This is a genomic window from Litoreibacter sp. GN1-5 (genome assembly GCF_055693805.1).
In genome coordinates, this window is record NZ_JBVFUP010000001.1 from 1,997,042 (window position 1) to 2,014,304 (window position 17,263).

Here is a 17,263-nt window from a genome sequence, read left to right on the forward strand (position 1 = left end):
GCCCAAGTTATGGGATGAAAGTCAGAGAAACTAAACGTCTATTCCGCGTTTAGGTATGACGGGTTCAACACGATTACCGTCGGGCGTTTGGGCAGGGTACGCAAAGACAGCTCAATATCGCTACTGTCGCGACGATCGATATCGAACTCATCACGCATGCCAGCCACAAACACATCCAGCGACGTGCCACTAAACCAATGCATCGGCAACACGACCGAGGATTTCAACTTTTTCATGATGCGGATCATTGTCGGCAAATCCACGGTTAAGCCGCCATCCACCGCCGCCATAACCACATCCAATCGCCCCAAAGCGGCATATTGCGCGGGGTCCGGCTCGTGGTGTAAATGGCCCAAATGACCAATACATAGACCCGCCACCTCAAACACAAAGATCGAGTTGCCATACTTCTCGGTCCCACCACTATAGCTATTGCGAATATCGGTAGGGACATTGCGGACCAGCATCTCCCCCAGATCAAGGTGGTGATCAGCAGGCGTGCGCCCATCCTCCCACCCTTTCAAAACATGAGAGATTTGTGGATCAGGCAAGGCGGTCCAATGACTGTCATGGGCATGGTTCATGGTGACGACATCAGGGATCAAATCAGCACTTCCCAGAAACCCGGTGTAATCCGTGGCAACGCTTAAACCGCCTGCCGTTTGCAATAGATATGTCGAGTGGGCAACATAACTGAGCCGAACCGTCTCAGATGCCAGCGGGTCTTGCCAACTTGCCTTATGAAGGTATTCCAGACCCGGCGTGTTCTGTGCCAAAGCGATACAATGGCTAGGTGTTCTATCTTGGCCAAAGGCAGCTACAGGCAAAAAATATATCAGGAAAACCAATAAGCGCATATGCCCCACCTCCACATATTCCAATGATAGTTTTCTAACATATTAGATCAAATCACATCCTTCATATCCCTTGATATCAGCGTGACCAATCTGCATCGCCAACACGTCTGCCATCATTTTGACACAATAAAAACAGATTTTTGCCTTTATTCGATGGTGGCCTGAAGGTCTGAGGCAGAAACGCTACCTTAAAAAAGGAGCACATCATGGCACAACAACCGCAAAAGCCGGTGGAGCAGGATAGAAAACCTCCCAAACCTGCGCCACCCGTTCGATTCATGGATTGGGCGAGTATTTAGGCTTGTTGAGCATTCAAATACATCGGACATGGGGCTAATCTGGTCTCATGTCCGATCCCGTCACCAGTATCCGTAACCTTGGTCCCGCCTACGAAGAAAGTCTGGCGCAGGTCGGGATCACGACCGCCCAGCAGCTCTACGATCTTGGTGCTGACGCGGCTTATGCGGCCTTGTTGCGCAACGGCACAAAACCGCATTTCATCGGTTATTATGTGTTGGTCATGGCCCTACAGGGTCGTCCCTGGAACGATTGTAAAGGGGCCGAGAAAGCCGCCTTGCGCAAGCGCTTCGATGCATTGAAAGCCGAGAACCACGATACGGGTCTCAGCAAATTAGAGGCGGAGTTGGACGCCATCGGGATTATCAAAAAGCGCTGAGATGAAGTTGTCTCGTATTCCCCAATCATCATTAACCTTGCGGATGATGGCATACGGCTTCAATGTTATGTCCATCAGGATCAAGAACAAACGCGCCGTAATAGTCCGCATGGTAATGACGCCTAAGACCGGCGGTCCGTTATCTATTCCTCCTGCTCGTAGTGCAGCTGCGTGAAACGCATCGACACTGGCTCGGTCATCCGAATGCAAGGCGATATGTAACATTCCAGTCGTGGCATTTTGTTCCGCAAGCCAAAACCAAGGCCGTTTATCACCGTAGCCAGTTACCTTTACGCCATCAGAATGCTCCAAGGGCACATCGAACAACCGGTTTACTCCAAGAGGCGCAAATGCTTGATCATAGAACTCAATAGAACGAGAGAAATTAGTAACCCCAAAAGTGATATGATCTATCATTACATCTCTCCAAAATTCGCGATGCTCTATTCTTTCATAGGTTATATTTGGCCCATCCTAAAGCGCGACTGATCCCAACTGTTACGCCGCACCCAAAATGGAGTGCACATATTGGCCGCCCCATATCAATTCCGTAAGTTAGACTTTGGGCTATTGGCCCCGCAAAAATACCATGCTGGACAACGGCGCGGCTGACAGCTGCGAGCAGGTTCTGGTCGGAATAATCAATAGCAAAAAAGCGCAGCATCCCAATCAACCAGCGCGTACCGAAAGCGGTACTTGGTGGTCCTGCATCCAGGCAAGCACGAATAAGAAAAGACTTACGCAGCGCGGTAAACACTACTGCAACATGCGCGAAGAGACCAACCCATTGCGTCTCAAAGTCAAGATCGACTGCGCGGGACGGAGCGGACCTTGGCCACATTTTTGCGAATAGCTGCTATTGAGCTTTTAGAACACTGACTAAGGATCTGTTCCAATAAGAACAGTTGATTTTCCGAAACGCATTAGGGCCATGCAGCCTGCGAGGGTGCAGGCCACATGTGGTTTAACCTAATTGAAAAGGCATTGAAGCGGTCGTGTGGACCGGGCCTGTCAGCGTATTTTAACTCATCGCGCCTTGCCCCGTGGGACGGACAATTATCTCACCAGCACACACTGAGGTTGGCTGACTGAGTGCATAGATTACCGCATCGGCGATTGAACGGGGTTGCATGGGATCATATGGAAAGCCGCCTTGCATCGCGGCAAGAACAGCTGGGTCGGTGATTGTTGAGAACAGTTCTGTCGCGACCGAGCCCGGAGAGATCGTTGTCACACGAACATTCTTGCCCGCAATTTCTTGGCGCAATCCTTCGCTCAGTGCCCGCACACCGAATTTTGTAGCCGAATACACTCCAAATGCAGGGCTAACCTGCAGCCCCGCGATGGACGCAACATTCACGATATGTCCGTCCTGCCGAGACACCATTTGAGAAAGAACGGCATCAATACCGTAAAGCGTTCCTTTGAGATTCACGTCAATCATCCGGTCCCACTCGTCGACCTTGCGGGTTTCAAAGAGAGACAGCGGCATGATCCCTGCATTATTTACCAAGACATCAACTTGGCCAAATGCGACCTCAGTCGCTGCCACAAGATCAATGAGGTTGCTATGTCTTGTCACATCTGTCGGGTGATAGGCTGCCTTTGCCCCCAATTCGTCTGCAAGTGTCGCAAGCTTGTCCACGCGCCGCGCTGCCAACATTACGTTATAGCCATTGGCAATGAGCGCGCGCGCGATGGCTTCCCCGATACCGCTTGTAGCCCCTGTTACCACTGCTGTTTTTATTGAAGTCATTCTATGTCCATCTCTTACTATTGATCGTTCGGCGGATGCCGCAACAAACGAGATATGGGGCTACTATATTTGCAAAAAAGATGCATAAAGGCCAAATAGATTTGCAAAAATGGAAAGCAAAACTTGATGAAATCACCGCTGAACTGGGATGACTTACGCCTATTGGAAGCTGTGGCCGAGCGTGGCAGCCTTCTTGGAGCTGCACGATTTCTGGGCACATCTGTGTCAACTGTATCGCGGCGCTTGTCAAAGCTTGAACTGGCTGTAGATGCAGTACTACTGGAACGCGATGTGGATGGCTGTCGGTTAACGTTCCGAGGGCAGACGTTTGTAGATATTGCGCGCCAGACCTCCAGGCAGCTAGACCGTGAGCTGACGAGTGCTTCAGCAGCAGCACCATTGCGCGGCACCATCAAGATATCGTCCGGTGACGGTTTTCAAGACATAGTACTCGGCGAGATTGCCGAGTTTTCTGAATTGCACCCCCATTGCGCCGTCGAATACAGCGTCGAAACTGAATATCGCAAAGTAGCACGTGGAGATGTCGACATAGCGATCCGCGTGGCTCACCACGGAGAGCCTTCACTCGTATACCGCAAAATCATGGATGTCGAATATGGCATATTTTGCTCAGGTATCCTTGCACAAAGCTTGTCAAATCAATCTCCTTTCGAGGAAATTCCTCTTGTTGGTCTGTTGCCACCCTTAGCGCACGAAGATCACATGAAAGCGGCCCGCGCTGCTGGATTTATCAACGCAAAGCTGCGTGTCTCATCCTTCTCCGCACAGTTGGTTGCAGTGCAGCTAGGCATAGGAGCAGCCGTATTGCCGAAACTCGCCGCTGGCAGTTTGGTCGCCTTGGCTCCAGAATTGGAGCTTCCAACGCTACCAGTTTTTATTGTGACCCGCTTGCAGGCGCGTGATCAGCCGCATCTTGGAGTATTTATTGACCGGCTTACACAGCGTTTCACACGTATTGGTTCGGATCTCGCCTAAAGTCCCTTAAGGTAAATTTACATTTTCGGGAAAACGTGAGCGAAGGAGTTTTTTGTGCAAAACAGCCATTCGTGCATCGCGCAGCATCGGTCAAAGTGGGCTCTAAGCTGCCGTTGGAAGACGGATTGAGCACTCGCGGCATCGCTAGTCAGGCTTGACAGTAGTCCACATAAAAAAGCCCCGCCACTTTGGGCGGGGCCAAAAACTTTGCCGCCTGATTAGCCGACCAGTTCCAGGCCTGAGAAGAAGAAAGCGATTTCTTCAGCAGCGGTTTCCGGGGCATCTGATCCGTGAACAGAGTTCTCGCCGATTGACAGAGCAAATTCCTTGCGGATCGTTCCATCAGTCGCTTCTGCCGGGTTTGTTGCGCCCATAACTTCGCGATTTTTTGCGATTGCGTCTTCGCCTTCCAGAACCTGCACCACAATCGGCTCGGAAATCATGAACTCACACAGTTCATCAAAGAATGGGCGGTCTTTGTGAACACCGTAAAATGTCTGCGCCTGCGCCAGTGTCAGCTGGATACGCTTGGACGCGATGATGCGCAGACCCGCTTCTTCGAACTTGGCAATGATCTTGCCGGTCAGGTTGCGTTTGGTGGCATCGGGTTTGATAATCGAAAATGTGCGTTGAATGGCCATGGGCTCAGCTCCGTTGAGTTGTAATTTGGCGCGTCCGTATCATGGGGTCACGCTGGTGAAAAGCGCCCAATTGACACCTGCCGCGTGTTCCGCCACACCGCGCCCATGTTACGGCTCACTGATCTGCGTTATTCCGTCGAAGGTCGTCCCCTGCTGGAGGACGCCTCTGCCATCATCCCAACGGGTCACAAGGTTGGCCTGATTGGCCGCAATGGTGCAGGCAAGACAACCTTGTTCCGCATCATCAGGGGAGAGCTTCCACTTGAATCCGGCGACATCTCTTTGCCATCGCGCGCGCGTATCGGAGGGGTCGCGCAAGAAGTGCCGTCGAATGAGGTTTCGCTGATCAATACAGTCCTTGCAGCTGATACGGAACGTGCCGCGCTGATGGCCGAGGCAGACAGCGCCAGCGACCCCGCACGTATCGCAGATATTCAGACCCGGCTGGCAGATATTGACGCATGGTCTGCCGAAGCGCGGGCATCATCGATCCTGGCGGGCTTGGGCTTTACCCATGAAGAACAGCAACAGCCATGCTCTGCCTTTTCCGGCGGATGGCGGATGCGTGTGGCGTTGGCGGCCGTGCTGTTTTCCGCGCCTGATCTGCTGCTGCTAGATGAACCGACGAATTATCTAGACCTTGAGGGCGCGCTATGGCTTGAGAACTATCTGGGAAAATATCCCCATACGGTAATCATTATCTCGCACGATCGCGGGCTTTTGAACCGCGCCGTAAACGCCATTCTGCATCTCGAAAACAAGCAGCTCACCTATTATACTGGGCCTTACGATCAATTTGCGCGCCAAAGGGCTGCCAAGCGTGCCGTTCAGGCAGCGGCGGCGAAAAAGCAGGAATTGAAACGCGCCCATCTGCAAAGCTTTGTGGATCGCTTCAAGGCCAAGGCCTCCAAGGCGAAGCAGGCCCAATCTCGCGTTAAAATGCTGGAAAAGATGGAGACGATCACCGCACCAGAAGACGCAGCCCGTACTGTTTTCAGCTTCCCGAAACCTGAAGAATTGTCCCCGCCAATCATTGCAACTGAAGGCGTGTCAGTCGGCTATGATGGCACGGCTGTTCTTAAAAACCTGAACCTGCGCATTGATCAGGACGATCGCATCGCACTTTTGGGGCGCAATGGTGAAGGCAAGTCGACTTTGTCAAAACTGCTGTCTGGCAGATTGGACCCGATGGGCGGTCAGATCAATCAATCCAGCAAACTGCGGATCGGCTTTTTCGCTCAGCATCAGGTCGAAGAGTTGCACGTGGATGAAACGCCCTTGCAACACCTGCTAAGGGAACGCCCGAATGAAGGGCAAGCCAAATTGCGCGCCCGACTGGCAGGCTTTGGCCTTGGGGCGGATCAGGCCGAAACCGTCGTGGGGCGTTTATCAGGCGGGCAAAAAGCGCGTTTGTCGCTGCTGCTGGCCACTTTGCCCGCACCGCATATGCTAATTCTGGATGAGCCGACCAACCACCTCGATATAGAAAGCCGCGAAGCGCTGGTCGAAGCGCTGACTGCCTATACTGGCGCGGTTATTCTGGTCAGTCATGATATGCATCTTCTATCACTTGTCGCGGATCGCCTATGGTTGGTGAAAGACGGGGCGGTAGATCCATACGAGGGTGATTTGGAAAGCTATCGAAAAATGCTACTGACCCCGCCCGAAAAAATTGCCAAAGACAAGCCAAAGCCTAAACGTGCCAGTCGTGAAAATATCCTGGAGCTGCGCGCCGAGGTTCGCAAATGTGAGGCACGCGTCGAAAAGCTGTCTGAGATGCAAGATACGCTGGCCAAACGCCTTGGTGACCCCAAAGTCTATCACGAAGATATGGCCGAGAAACGTGAGGTATGGCAGAAGAAATATGCCGAAGTGATGGAGGCGCAGGACCGCGCCGAAGTCATGTGGCTCAGGGCGCAGGAGAAGCTGGAAAAGGCCGAAAGCTGAATGGAGTTAAGTTTTGCCATAACTGTCTTTGTCGCTCTGTTTGTGATCATCGACCCAATCGGGCTGGCCCCGCTGTTTGTAGCCCTGACCCAAGGCATGACCCAATCGCAGCGTTTTCGCATCGCATTGCGATCCTGCGTTATTGCAGTGTTTCTGCTGACACTATTCGGATTGGCTGGCGAAGCCGTGCTGGAATTCGTCGGCATCTCATTGGCGGCCTTTCGCATCTCAGGTGGGCTTTTGCTATTTCTGACTGCGTTGGAAATGTTGTTCGAACGGCGCACGCAGCGCCGTGAAGATCAGGCAGAACAAAATGAAGACGATCCGTCCGTTTTTCCACTGGCCATGCCCTTGATCGCCGGCCCCGGTGCCATTGCAACCATGATCCTGCTGACAAGTACGCCAGAGGCGGATTGGCTGGATGTTCTTGGCATACATCTGGTGATGTTCGTTGTTGTTTTGGCTGTGTTTGTGATGTTTATGGCTTCGGGTTTGTTGGAACGTCTTCTGCGCGCAACGGGCATCAAAGTCGTCACGCGGTTGATGGGGATGCTGCTAGCTGCTCTTTCGGTGCAGTTCGTTTTGGATGGCCTGCGCGATTTTGGACTTGTCGCAACCGGCTAAAAACATACCTATATAGGCAGAAAACCAACAAAAGGGTCCACGTGATGGGCGAAGACGAATTTGGACGGTTGATCTACCTTGTCTTGCTGGGCTGTGTGATTGGCGGATACTTCTTCATGTCCAACCGTGAGCGCATGGGCGAGATGGCGCGGCAGGCTGCTTTGTGGGCATTGATTTTTGTTGGCGTGATTGTTGGTATAGGTCTGTGGAATGATCTGCGCGACACTGTTCTTCCGCGACAAGCCGTCTTTGCCGAGGAAGGCCGCATCGAAGCCCCCCGCCGTGGGGATGGCCACTTCTATTTGACACTCAACATCGCAGGCGAACCTGTGGAATTTGTGGTCGATACGGGGGCGACAGATATCGTTCTGAGCGAAGGGGATGCCAAGCGCGTGGGTATCGATCTGGACACACTCAACTATTCAGGCCGCGCCTTGACCGCAAATGGCGAGGTCCGCACGGCCCGCGTAACCCTTGATGATGTAAGTATCGGGGAATTCGATGAAGGCCGCCTCATCGCATGGGTCAATGAAGGGGCACTTGATACGTCCCTACTGGGAATGGCGTATCTGGAACGTTTTGAACGGGTCGAGATCAAGAGCGACAAACTTGTTCTGGAATGGTAATTCAGTTCATTTAGGCACGGGACAAATGTTATGAGCGGATTGCTGGCACTTCTCGACGACGTCGGCGCAATTGCCAAACTGGCTGCGACGCAAATGGATGATGTCGCAGCGCAGGCCACCAAAGCTGGTGCCAAAGCTGCGGGCGTTGTCATTGATGATGCTGCTGTCACTCCAAAATATGTCACCGGCCTGCCTGCCGCGCGTGAATTGCCCATCGTCTGGAAAATCGCACGGGCGTCTTTCTTCAACAAACTAGTGATCCTGTTACCTCTGGCGCTTGTTCTTAATGCATTTCTACCATGGGTGATAACACCGCTTCTTATGTTAGGTGGGGCTTATTTATGTTTTGAAGGCGCCGAGAAAATCTGGCATCTAATCGTGCCGCACCAAGAACATGGACCGCAAGAAGCCGAAACCCTTGACGCGGCGCATCTTGAAGAAGAGCGGGTCAAAGGCGCTATCAAGACCGATTTCATCCTGTCCGCCGAAATCATGACAATCTCACTCGCGGCGATTGAAGCCGATAATATCTGGGTACAAGGTGTAACGCTGGCAGCCGTGGCCATTGGGATTACGGCCCTTGTTTATGGTGCGGTTGCGCTACTGGTAAAGGCGGATGATGTGGGGCTAAAACTCAGCAAAGTTGGGCGGCTTGCCACTACCCGGGCATTGGGACGTGGCATTGTGCATTTCATGCCAACCCTGATGACACTGATCGCCACGATTGGCACTGCTGCCATGCTATGGGTTGGGGGTAATATCATTGTGCATGGGCTTCACGATTTAGGCTGGCACCTCCCTTATGAAGAAATCAAGCATATCGCCAAAACCACCGCAGACATGGTTGGTCGTGCGACAGGATTTGTCACATGGCTTGTGACCGCAACTATTGATGGCATCCTTGGACTTATGCTTGGCCTGCTTTTGATCCCAGTCGTTACCAAAATTCTGAAGCCTTTGTTCGCTAGACACAAAAGCAGTGAAACATCGGCGCACTAACCATAAAACTCATCGCGGAAGCGACGCCCCATGTAACAGCTGTTGTTCAAAGCGCGCAGGCCTGATCGTGGATGGCGCATATTTGCAATCCAACGCCATGAGCTTACAGATTTGCTGGTCGCAAACCAATGACCTACGCGATATGCAGCCCCGGGAAACGGAAGCCTTTGCAATGGACTATTTTCCAGATCAAGATCGTCCTTAATATAAATATGACTTCCCAGCATACGATCGATAGTCGGAAAATCATTTTCGTTAATATCATCAAACTTTTGACTATTAATAATATGACTACTCCCACATAGTCGGAAAAAATCCGTTTTTTTCAGAAATGCAAAACGGGTGCCGCTAAAAAGATACCCTTCATCAAAGAACCACCCCCTTGCCGTGGGCGCATTTGCAGATATGCCCGCAAGACGACGGCTGACCAGATCATCATAATCCAAAAACATAACATGCCCTTTTGGGCGAATAGCATTAAAGGCGGAATATAACCTTTTTCCTTTATCGCGACGCACAATTGCATTACGCGCAGCAATATCATTTTTGGGCAGATGCGCTGCCGGAATTCTTGTGGGAACAACCGTAAATTTTTCCGACATTTCTGGCAAATCTGCTTCGTGATCAGCAGCAATGACACAATGCCAATCAGGATGATCCTGCCCGGCAACTGAACGCAGCGTTAAGGCCATCGTTTCCTTAACCCGCGCCCAGTTCTTGACCGTTGCCGGATGACGTACAGGGATAATGAAAGTTAGCATATCAACCGCTTTCCGCAGCGGTCCGAACCCTGTGAACTAAAGAATGCGAAAGATCGAAACCTTTGCAATCGTTAGTCTCTAAGGTCGTTTTATCAACATATATGGAACTCAGAACACCTTGCGCGACGTGAACATAACCTTTTTCACACAAGAATTCATTTATCTTGCTGCCAGGGTTTGCATTCCATTGCTTTAGGAAAATATCAAAATCCTCAATAACGATAACCGATGGTCGTGCATGTTGGAAATTAATGGTCGAGAGGACTTCAAAATCATATCCCTCGCAATCAATCGATAATAGATCAATCTGAACATCTTTCAGATGAGTATCGATAATATAGTCTAAAGGCATGCAATCGATTAATTGCTTTTTTATGACGTCACTTTGCACTCTATCAGACTGGTTACTATCAAAGCTGTTATTCTTAGGATCTTTAAAATAGTTATATTCTAATTTTTGGGTATTCTTGGAGACGCCAATATTGAGATGAGTATCTCGTGGCCTCATTATCTTGAAAAGCGGAATAAACTTTGGGTTTGGCTCAATTGTTAAACCGCTCCACCCGCGAAGATAAAGCTTATAGGTATTAGATTCTTTCCATGGGTGGTAAGCTCCCACATCGACATAGACCCCCTTTTTGCGAGGCAGTAACGTGTATAGAAGCACATCCTCCGAGAATTGAGAAAATGAAAAAGATCTTATCCGGCTATAAATAGGATAGATACTCAGCAAAAATTCCGTCAGTGTTTTCATAATATATGAAAACCTTTCTGGTTCAATTTGGCACTCGGACCTCTGATTTACATAGAGATCACGCAGGTAATGCCATATTATCTAAGCGAGTATATCAAATTCAGAAGGGTGCAATTATGTGCGCTATCCTCCGCTTGAAACTATTTTTCCCATTAGCGGGAAATAGCCGGAACATTATTTGGCCAAATAAGTTATCGGCTATTAAGTTTCCGCTTTTTTCTCCCACTTGCCGCTTTGTTGCGACCAATATTGTGCGGACAGGCCAGCTTCGGTGAGGGTCTTCCATTGCACACGTGCATGGGCCACGGCATCTTCATCATTACCGTCAAAAATGATCATTGCGCGTGTCAGCGGTTTGATTTCATCCGCTGAAAGCTCGGCACCATCTACCGAAATCAGGCAATCGGGTTTGTTCGGCAGATCACTGCTTTCGGTTAGTAAGACCGGTTGATCAGCATCAAACCCAGTTCCCAAGCGGCCATGGGGTAAAAAGCCATCATCCATCACCCACAGTTTTTCATCCAACCAGTCAAGCCGCTCGGCAGAGCTGCCGCGCACCGCAACACGCCAACCCGCCCCGCGCGCCTTGCCCAAAAGCATGGGCAAGGTGACTTCTAATGGCTGACGGGTCAGATGGTAGAAGAAAACCTCGGCCATCACTCCTCAAAATTATCAGCGATCAGACGGTTGAGCGCGCGCACACCCCAGCCTGTAGCCCCTTTGGGTGCAAAAGCCGTTTCAGTCTTGACCGAAGCAACCCCGGCAATATCGAGATGAATCCACGGCGTTTCAGGCTTGATAAATCGCTGCAGGAACTGCGCTGCCGTGATTGAGCCTGCTGCACGGCCGCCCACATTCTTCATATCGGCAATCCGCGATTTCAGCAGGTCGTCATAAGCCTGCCCCAAGGGCAAACGCCACGCACCCTCTTCCTCGGCATTTGCGGCTTTCAGGAACGCGTTGGACAGCGCATCATTGTTTGAGAAGACACCAGCATTTTCGTGACCCAACCCGATAATGATCGCCCCGGTCAGGGTTGCAAGGTTAATGCAACCAACCGGCTCAAACCTTTCCTGCGCATACCAAAGAACATCGGCCAGAACCAAACGGCCTTCTGCGTCGGTATTGATGATCTCAACCGTGTCTCCTTTCATGGAGGTCACGACATCACCGGGGCGTGTCGCATTGCCGGACGGCATGTTTTCGACCAGACCCACCAGCCCCACTACATTGGCTTTTGCCTTACGCATCGCCAAGGTTTTCATGACCCCTGCCACGACACCAGCACCGCCCATGTCCATAGTCATGTCTTCCATACCGGCGGCAGGTTTGATGGAGATGCCACCTGTATCAAACACCACGCCCTTACCGATAAGCGCAAAGGGCTTGTCATCCTTCTTGCCACCATTCCATTGCATAACCACAACCTTGGTCGGGCTGTCCGAACCCTGCCCCACACTTAGCAATGTGCGCATGCCCAGCTTTTCCAGCTCTTTCTCTTCCAGAACTTCAACCTTGAGACCAAGAGCTTCAAGCGCGGCAAGACGATCTGAGAATTCTGTTGTGGTCAGGACATTGGCAGGTTCATTCGTCAGATCACGGGTGAAGAAAACGCCCTCGGCAATGGCGCCATTCACAGCCGACGCTGATTTTATACCCTTCGCATCATTCACCATGAAGCTGACGGCACCTTTACCATCCTTATCCGCAGTCTTGTGATCGTCAAACTCATAGGCCCGCAAACAAAGACCAAGCGCGACCTGATCTGCACGGGCCAGATTACCGCAAAGCACCATAAATGGGTCCGCGCCAAGCTCCTTCGCCAAGCTCGCCCCAGCTTTACGTGCCTGTTCAACGGACGGACGGCGCGGCAGTTTAACGACAACGACCGCATCAGCAGCAACATTTGCAGGAAAAGCCAGTGTAAGCGTTTTGCCGACCCCCAGCTTGCCAAAGGTCTCGCTACCAACGAGACGTGCCACAGCACCGCGCGTCAAGCGGTTGACCCGGCGGGCCGTTACATCAAGAGACCCGGCTTCAGGGACGAAAACAGCAAGTTTACCTTTTGCATCTTTAATTTGGTCAATATCAGTCTCGATAAAATCAGGGGAAAGGGGCGTTGTCATATATGACCTCATAACTTGGGGATTCCATATAGCTAGCGCGCCCCCGCCCGGAACACCAGAACCCGTGCTTCAGGTCTGGTGGTCAGGCAGAGTTTCCCCTAATTTCGCGCTGAGAACAAAGAAGGGGGACAGAACGTGGCACGATCTCGACAGATACATGCTGTCGCAGCTTCTGGTCCTGTTTGGCTTTTTCTCACTTGTCCTAGTATCGGTCTATTGGGTCAATCGTGCTATTGGGTTATTTGACCAACTAATCAGCGATGGCCAATCGGCGTTGGTATTTCTGGAGTTTACCGCCCTGACACTGCCATATGTGATCTTGATCGTGTTGCCGATTTCAGCCTTTGTGGCCGCTGTATATGTTACCAACCGCCTGAGCGCTGAAAGCGAGATGGTCGTGTTACAAACTGCTGGCGCAAGCGCTGTTCGCATTGCGCGCCCAGTCTTCTTCTTCGGGGTGTTTGTTGCAGCTATGGTTGCCATTCTGGCCCATATTCTGGTGCCCGCCGCGCGAAGTGAACTTGCTTCGCGCAGTGCCGAGATTTCCCGTGATATCGTCGCGCAATTTTTGAAAGAGGGGCAGTTTCTGCATCCGACTGGCGATATATCCGTCTACATTCGCGAAATTTCCGACCGCGGAGAGTTGAAAGAACTATTTCTCGAAGACAGCCGCAACCCTAAAGCAATTGTGACCTATACCGCCGAGAAGGCACTTCTGGTGCGTGCCGATACAGGACCTCGGCTTGTGATGATCAATGGGCTGGCACAGACTTACCAACCGGAAAGCCGGCAACTTTCAACCATCGCTTTCGACGATTTTGCCTATGACATTGGCGCTTTGATGCATGCTGGCGACATGCGCATCCGCGATCTGCGGGAGCTTCCAACATCGGTTTTGCTAAACCCCAGCCAAGCTGATCTAGATAGCGCACGCGGCGGATTAGCGGATTTTCGGTTCGAAGGGCATGATCGATTTGCAAAATCGCTTTTGGCAATCGTGGTGCCTTTGATGGGGTTTGCCACGCTGATGATCGGAGGGTTTTCGCGCTTCGGCGTGTGGCGTCAGATTATTGGTGCAGTGGTGTTGATCATTCTGGTGCAAATGGCAGCCAATGCGTCTGAAGATATGGCACGCTCGAACGAAAATATGTGGGGCCTTGCCTATCTGGCCCCGGCTTTGGGCGCGCTGGCAACTGCAACTTTTCTGTGGATCGCTTCAATGAACAAGATACGGCGCGCAAAATTACGGAGGCCCACATGAAGCTGGATCTCTATTTCGCCCGTCGGTTTGTCTGGTCGTTCGCACTTGTCACCGGGGTATTCTTCGGGATCGTGATCCTTATTGATATGGTTGAACAAATCCGCCGCTTCAGTGGCCAGGATTTGGGCCTACCCCAAGCCGCCGAACTGGCTTTGCTGAATGCACCGGAAGCGATGTACAGAATGCTGCCACTGCTTGTGATCCTTTCCACAATTGCTTTGTTTCTAGGATTGGCAAGGACCTCGGAAATGGTTGTGGCGCGCGCGTCGGGACGTTCGGCCCTCAGATCGCTTCTTGCTCCGGTATTAACTTCTTTCCTCTTTGGTGCTGTGGGCGTTGCCGCCCTGAACCCAATCGTGGCAGCAACCTCGAAACAATACGAGATTGTCTCGAACCGCTATAAAACTGGTGGTGCAAGTACATCGTCGCTAAGCGAAGAAGGGCTTTGGTTACGGCAAGCTGGAACGGATGGTCAAATCGTGATCCGCGCCGCGCGCTCTAATCTGGATGGCACGCAGTTTTTTGGTGTCAGCTTCTATGGCTTTGATGCACAGGCGATGACAACCTACCGTATTGAGGCGGAAGACGCCCTTTTGAGACCTGGGAAATGGGTCTTATCAAATGCCAAACGCTGGACCTTTGCAGAGGGTGAAAATCCCGAACAGGGTGCTCAGACATACAAAACGCTAAACATACCTTCAGAACTCACGCAGGACCAGATACGTGATAGCTTTGGTAGCCCCAGTGCCATTCCCATTTGGGAACTGCCTGCCTTTATTAATCAGCTTGACCGCGCGGGATTTTCCGCCTTGCAGCATCGGGTTTGGTTTCAGATGGAGCTTGCAACCCCCTTCTTGCTCGTCGCCATGGTGCTGATCGGGGCAGGCTTTACCATGCGTCATACGCGGTTTGGGCGCACTGGTGTGATGGTACTTTTGGCAGTTTTATTTGGCTTCTCAATCTATTTCCTGCGCAACTTTGCACAGGTTCTTGGGGTTAATGGCCAAATCCCCGTATTGGCTGCGGCTTGGGCCCCACCTTTGGCCGGGATATTTTTGTCGCTGGGCCTGCTGCTGCATACGGAGGATGGATAATGCGGGGGCGATACTGGCGCTTGCGCTATTGCTGCACCCGCTCGCAACTGTCGCGCAGGAGTCTGGGACAGCGACTCTGTCTGCCGATACCGTAGTTTTTGCCCGCGACACCCAACAACTAAGCGCAACAGGCAATGTAGAAGTCCTGCATGACGGGACGCGCTTGCGGGCAAGCTCGGTCAGCTACAATGGTGTGACAGACCAGCTAACCGTCACAGGGCCTCTATATTTATTGGATGGCAACGATACCGTTCTTATCGCAGATTTCGCGCAGCTTGACGGTGACTTGCAGGCAGGTGTGTTGCAAAGCGCACGGCTGGTGTTCGACCGGCAATTACAACTCGCAGCAAATGAAATCCGTAGAACCGAGGGGCGCTATACCCAACTTTACAAGACCGTCGCCTCCAGTTGTCGTATCTGCGAAAGCAATCCAACACCTTTATGGGAAATTCGCTCAAAACGCGTCGTTCATGACGCACAGGAACGGCAACTATATTTCGAAGATGCCAGCCTGCGGGTCGCGGGTATCCCTGTTTTCTATATCCCACGCCTGCGCCTTCCCGACCCTGCCGTAGAGCGGGTCAGTGGTTTTCTAGTACCAGAACTGCGATCAAATGGGCAATTGGGCATTGGATTAAAGGTGCCTTATTTCTTCACCTTGGGCGATCATGCGGATGTGACGCTTACACCTTGGATCACCACGAAAGACGCGCGCACACTGGAAACGCGCTATCGTCAGAAATTCACTTTTGGCGAGATCGAGATAAATGGCGCGATCACTCAGGATAACCTTACAGATGATACATTCCGGGGTTATCTGTTTGCCGATGGTACTTTCGCTTTGCCAAGAGGCTTTACAGCAAGCTTCGATGTCGAGATAACATCTGACCCCGGATACCTGCTCCTTTACGGTTATTCCGAGAAGGACCGTCTGGACAGTGCAATCACCATAGATCGCACACGTCGGGACGAATACATTGGTGCAGAACTTGTTACTTTCCAATCTTTACGCGCCGGAGATAATAACCGAACGCTTCCAACGATCGTTGGGGATGCAATATATCGCAAACGGTTTGAACCTTCTCTTATCGGTGGCACGGCCGGCCTTCAGCTTGAGCTGAACAGCCAATACCGGCGCGCAAGTTTCGATGCGACGGATAGCGGGCTTGCCCGTGACGTCTTGCGCTTATCCACCGTCGCAGATTGGCGACGGGACTGGACTCTGAACAACGGAATGATTTTGGCCTTGGAAGGCGAATTACGCGCCGATTTCTACGAAATCCGACAGGATGAACGTCTGGTTTTCGGTGATGAGACAGAAGTAACACCCTATGCCGCACTAGAATGGCGCTGGCCAATGATACGGCAGTCGTCGCGAACCACCCATCTTCTGGAACCCGTCGCGCAGCTGGTTCTTGCCAAGGACAGCACGCGGAATGTGCAGAACGAAGACAGCCTGCTTGTTGAATTTGACGAAACGAACCTGTTCGCCTTCAGCCGCTTTCCCGGTGTCGATGCGCAGGAGCAGGGCAATCGCCTGAACCTTGGGCTGACCTATACGCGCGAAGCGCCAACAGGATGGTCATTGGGCCTGACCGTTGGACGCGTTCTTCGAGATAGGGATTACGAACAATTCGCCCCTTCCAGCGGCTTGGATGGCAAATCGTCGGACTGGCTCGTCGCCGCCCAGCTAAAGGTTGGCGACCGTCTGAACCTGATCAACCGCGCCGTTTTCGATGATACTTTGACCTTTGCGCGCAACGAGATGCTTTTGAACTGGACAACGGAGGATTACACTCTCGGCTCCAGTCTTGTCTGGCTTGAAGCAGATGTGACCGAGGATAGACCAATTGATACTGCTGAACTTAGTATCGAAGGGTCTTACAGGTTTCGTCGCCACTGGACCCTGTCAGGCGGCGCACGGTATGATTTTGTAACAGATGACGCGACCCGTGCTGCCATCGGGCTAACTTATCAAAACGAATGTGCAAAGGTTGATCTTTCGGTCTCGCGCCGCTTTACGTCTTCGACTAATGTAACCCCGACAACGGATGTGAATCTCTCTGTCCAACTCGCAGGTTTCGGGGCAAGCGGGGCCAATGACAGCAGTTTCGCAAGACAGTGCAATTGATGATTGAGCAGAGC

17 protein-coding genes are annotated in these 17,263 nt (G+C 51.8%); 9 read left to right on the forward strand and 8 right to left on the reverse strand.

What is annotated here, in order from left to right; all coding sequences use genetic code 11:
* Positions 1-38 precede the first annotated feature (38 nt).
* Positions 39-857, reverse strand: coding sequence for an MBL fold metallo-hydrolase (locus ACZ1HF_RS10020; protein WP_472657360.1), 819 nt, complete (start codon positions 855-857; stop codon positions 39-41).
* Between the two features lie 346 nt (positions 858-1,203).
* Between ACZ1HF_RS10020 and ACZ1HF_RS10025 the strand changes: the two genes are divergently transcribed.
* The gene (locus ACZ1HF_RS10025) at positions 1,204-1,533 is read left to right on the forward strand and encodes a TfoX/Sxy family protein (protein ID WP_472657361.1); all 330 of its coding nucleotides are present in this window, start codon (positions 1,204-1,206) and stop codon (positions 1,531-1,533) included.
* On the opposite strand, the gene ACZ1HF_RS10030 is transcribed toward ACZ1HF_RS10025, so the two are convergent.
* Both ACZ1HF_RS10030 and ACZ1HF_RS10035 read right to left on the reverse strand, forming a co-directional pair.
* Positions 1,489-1,950, reverse strand: a complete 462-nt coding sequence (locus ACZ1HF_RS10030) for a VOC family protein (protein WP_472657362.1) — start codon at positions 1,948-1,950, stop codon at positions 1,489-1,491. The two genes, ACZ1HF_RS10025 and ACZ1HF_RS10030, sit on opposite strands and share 45 nt — an antisense overlap.
* 604 nt (positions 1,951-2,554) lie before the next feature.
* The gene (locus ACZ1HF_RS10035; RefSeq protein WP_472657363.1) at positions 2,555-3,289 is read right to left on the reverse strand and encodes an SDR family oxidoreductase; all 735 of its coding nucleotides are present in this window, start codon (positions 3,287-3,289) and stop codon (positions 2,555-2,557) included.
* A 126-nt stretch (positions 3,290-3,415) separates the two neighbouring features.
* Here ACZ1HF_RS10035 and ACZ1HF_RS10040 point away from each other — a divergent pair, with 126 nt between their 5' ends.
* Positions 3,416-4,285: a LysR family transcriptional regulator gene (locus ACZ1HF_RS10040; RefSeq protein ID WP_472657364.1), complete on the forward strand. Its 870-nt coding sequence runs from the start codon at positions 3,416-3,418 to the stop codon at positions 4,283-4,285.
* A gap of 218 nt (positions 4,286-4,503) precedes the next feature.
* Here the strand turns inward: ACZ1HF_RS10040 and ndk are convergent, their stop codons facing one another.
* Positions 4,504-4,926 carry a nucleoside-diphosphate kinase gene (gene ndk / locus ACZ1HF_RS10045; protein ID WP_472657366.1) on the reverse strand — a complete coding sequence of 141 codons (423 nt, stop codon included), beginning with the start codon at positions 4,924-4,926 and terminating at the stop codon, positions 4,504-4,506.
* Positions 4,927-5,031: 105 nt separating this feature from the next.
* Here ndk and ACZ1HF_RS10050 point away from each other — a divergent pair, with 105 nt between their 5' ends.
* The 4 genes from ACZ1HF_RS10050 to ACZ1HF_RS10065 are packed head-to-tail and all read left to right on the forward strand — an operon-like array spanning position 5,032 to position 9,122.
* A complete protein-coding gene (locus ACZ1HF_RS10050; protein ID WP_472657367.1) occupies positions 5,032-6,873 on the forward strand; it encodes an ABC-F family ATP-binding cassette domain-containing protein in 1,842 nt (613 codons plus the stop codon).
* On the forward strand, positions 6,874-7,497 hold the full coding sequence (locus ACZ1HF_RS10055) for a MarC family protein (RefSeq protein ID WP_472657368.1): 624 nt from the start codon (positions 6,874-6,876) through the stop codon (positions 7,495-7,497).
* Between the two features lie 44 nt (positions 7,498-7,541).
* A complete protein-coding gene (locus ACZ1HF_RS10060; protein ID WP_472657369.1) occupies positions 7,542-8,123 on the forward strand; it encodes a retropepsin-like aspartic protease family protein in 582 nt (193 codons plus the stop codon).
* Positions 8,124-8,153: 30 nt separating this feature from the next.
* Complete coding sequence (locus tag ACZ1HF_RS10065; RefSeq protein ID WP_472657370.1) at positions 8,154-9,122, forward strand: DUF808 domain-containing protein; 969 nt, start codon at positions 8,154-8,156, stop codon at positions 9,120-9,122.
* On the opposite strand, the gene ACZ1HF_RS10070 is transcribed toward ACZ1HF_RS10065, so the two are convergent.
* The 4 genes from ACZ1HF_RS10070 to ACZ1HF_RS10085 all read right to left on the reverse strand — a co-directional run bounded on the left by ACZ1HF_RS10070 (position 9,119) and on the right by ACZ1HF_RS10085 (position 12,763).
* On the reverse strand, positions 9,119-9,883 hold the full coding sequence (locus ACZ1HF_RS10070; protein ID WP_472657371.1) for a hypothetical protein: 765 nt from the start codon (positions 9,881-9,883) through the stop codon (positions 9,119-9,121). The two genes, ACZ1HF_RS10065 and ACZ1HF_RS10070, sit on opposite strands and share 4 nt — an antisense overlap.
* Before the next feature lies 1 nt (position 9,884).
* Positions 9,885-10,637, reverse strand: coding sequence for an FkbM family methyltransferase (locus tag ACZ1HF_RS10075; RefSeq protein WP_472657372.1), 753 nt, complete (start codon positions 10,635-10,637; stop codon positions 9,885-9,887).
* 201 nt (positions 10,638-10,838) lie between these two features.
* The gene (locus ACZ1HF_RS10080) at positions 10,839-11,294 is read right to left on the reverse strand and encodes a DNA polymerase III subunit chi (RefSeq protein WP_472657373.1); all 456 of its coding nucleotides are present in this window, start codon (positions 11,292-11,294) and stop codon (positions 10,839-10,841) included.
* Positions 11,294-12,763, reverse strand: a complete 1,470-nt coding sequence (locus ACZ1HF_RS10085) for a leucyl aminopeptidase (protein ID WP_472657374.1) — start codon at positions 12,761-12,763, stop codon at positions 11,294-11,296. Before ACZ1HF_RS10085 ends, ACZ1HF_RS10080 begins: the two co-directional genes overlap by 1 nt.
* A gap of 157 nt (positions 12,764-12,920) precedes the next feature.
* On the opposite strand from ACZ1HF_RS10085, the gene lptF reads away from it, so the two are divergent.
* From lptF to ACZ1HF_RS10100, 3 genes are read left to right on the forward strand one after another with little or no spacing between them, the layout of a single operon-like run.
* Complete coding sequence (gene lptF, locus ACZ1HF_RS10090) at positions 12,921-14,024, forward strand: LPS export ABC transporter permease LptF (protein ID WP_472657375.1); 1,104 nt, start codon at positions 12,921-12,923, stop codon at positions 14,022-14,024.
* Positions 14,021-15,118: an LPS export ABC transporter permease LptG gene (gene lptG, locus ACZ1HF_RS10095; RefSeq protein WP_472657376.1), complete on the forward strand. Its 1,098-nt coding sequence runs from the start codon at positions 14,021-14,023 to the stop codon at positions 15,116-15,118. The genes lptF and lptG overlap by 4 nt, the downstream gene beginning before the upstream one ends.
* Positions 15,111-17,249: an LPS-assembly protein LptD gene (locus ACZ1HF_RS10100; RefSeq protein ID WP_472657377.1), complete on the forward strand. Its 2,139-nt coding sequence runs from the start codon at positions 15,111-15,113 to the stop codon at positions 17,247-17,249. Before lptG ends, ACZ1HF_RS10100 begins: the two co-directional genes overlap by 8 nt.
* Positions 17,250-17,263: the final 14 nt, after the last annotated feature.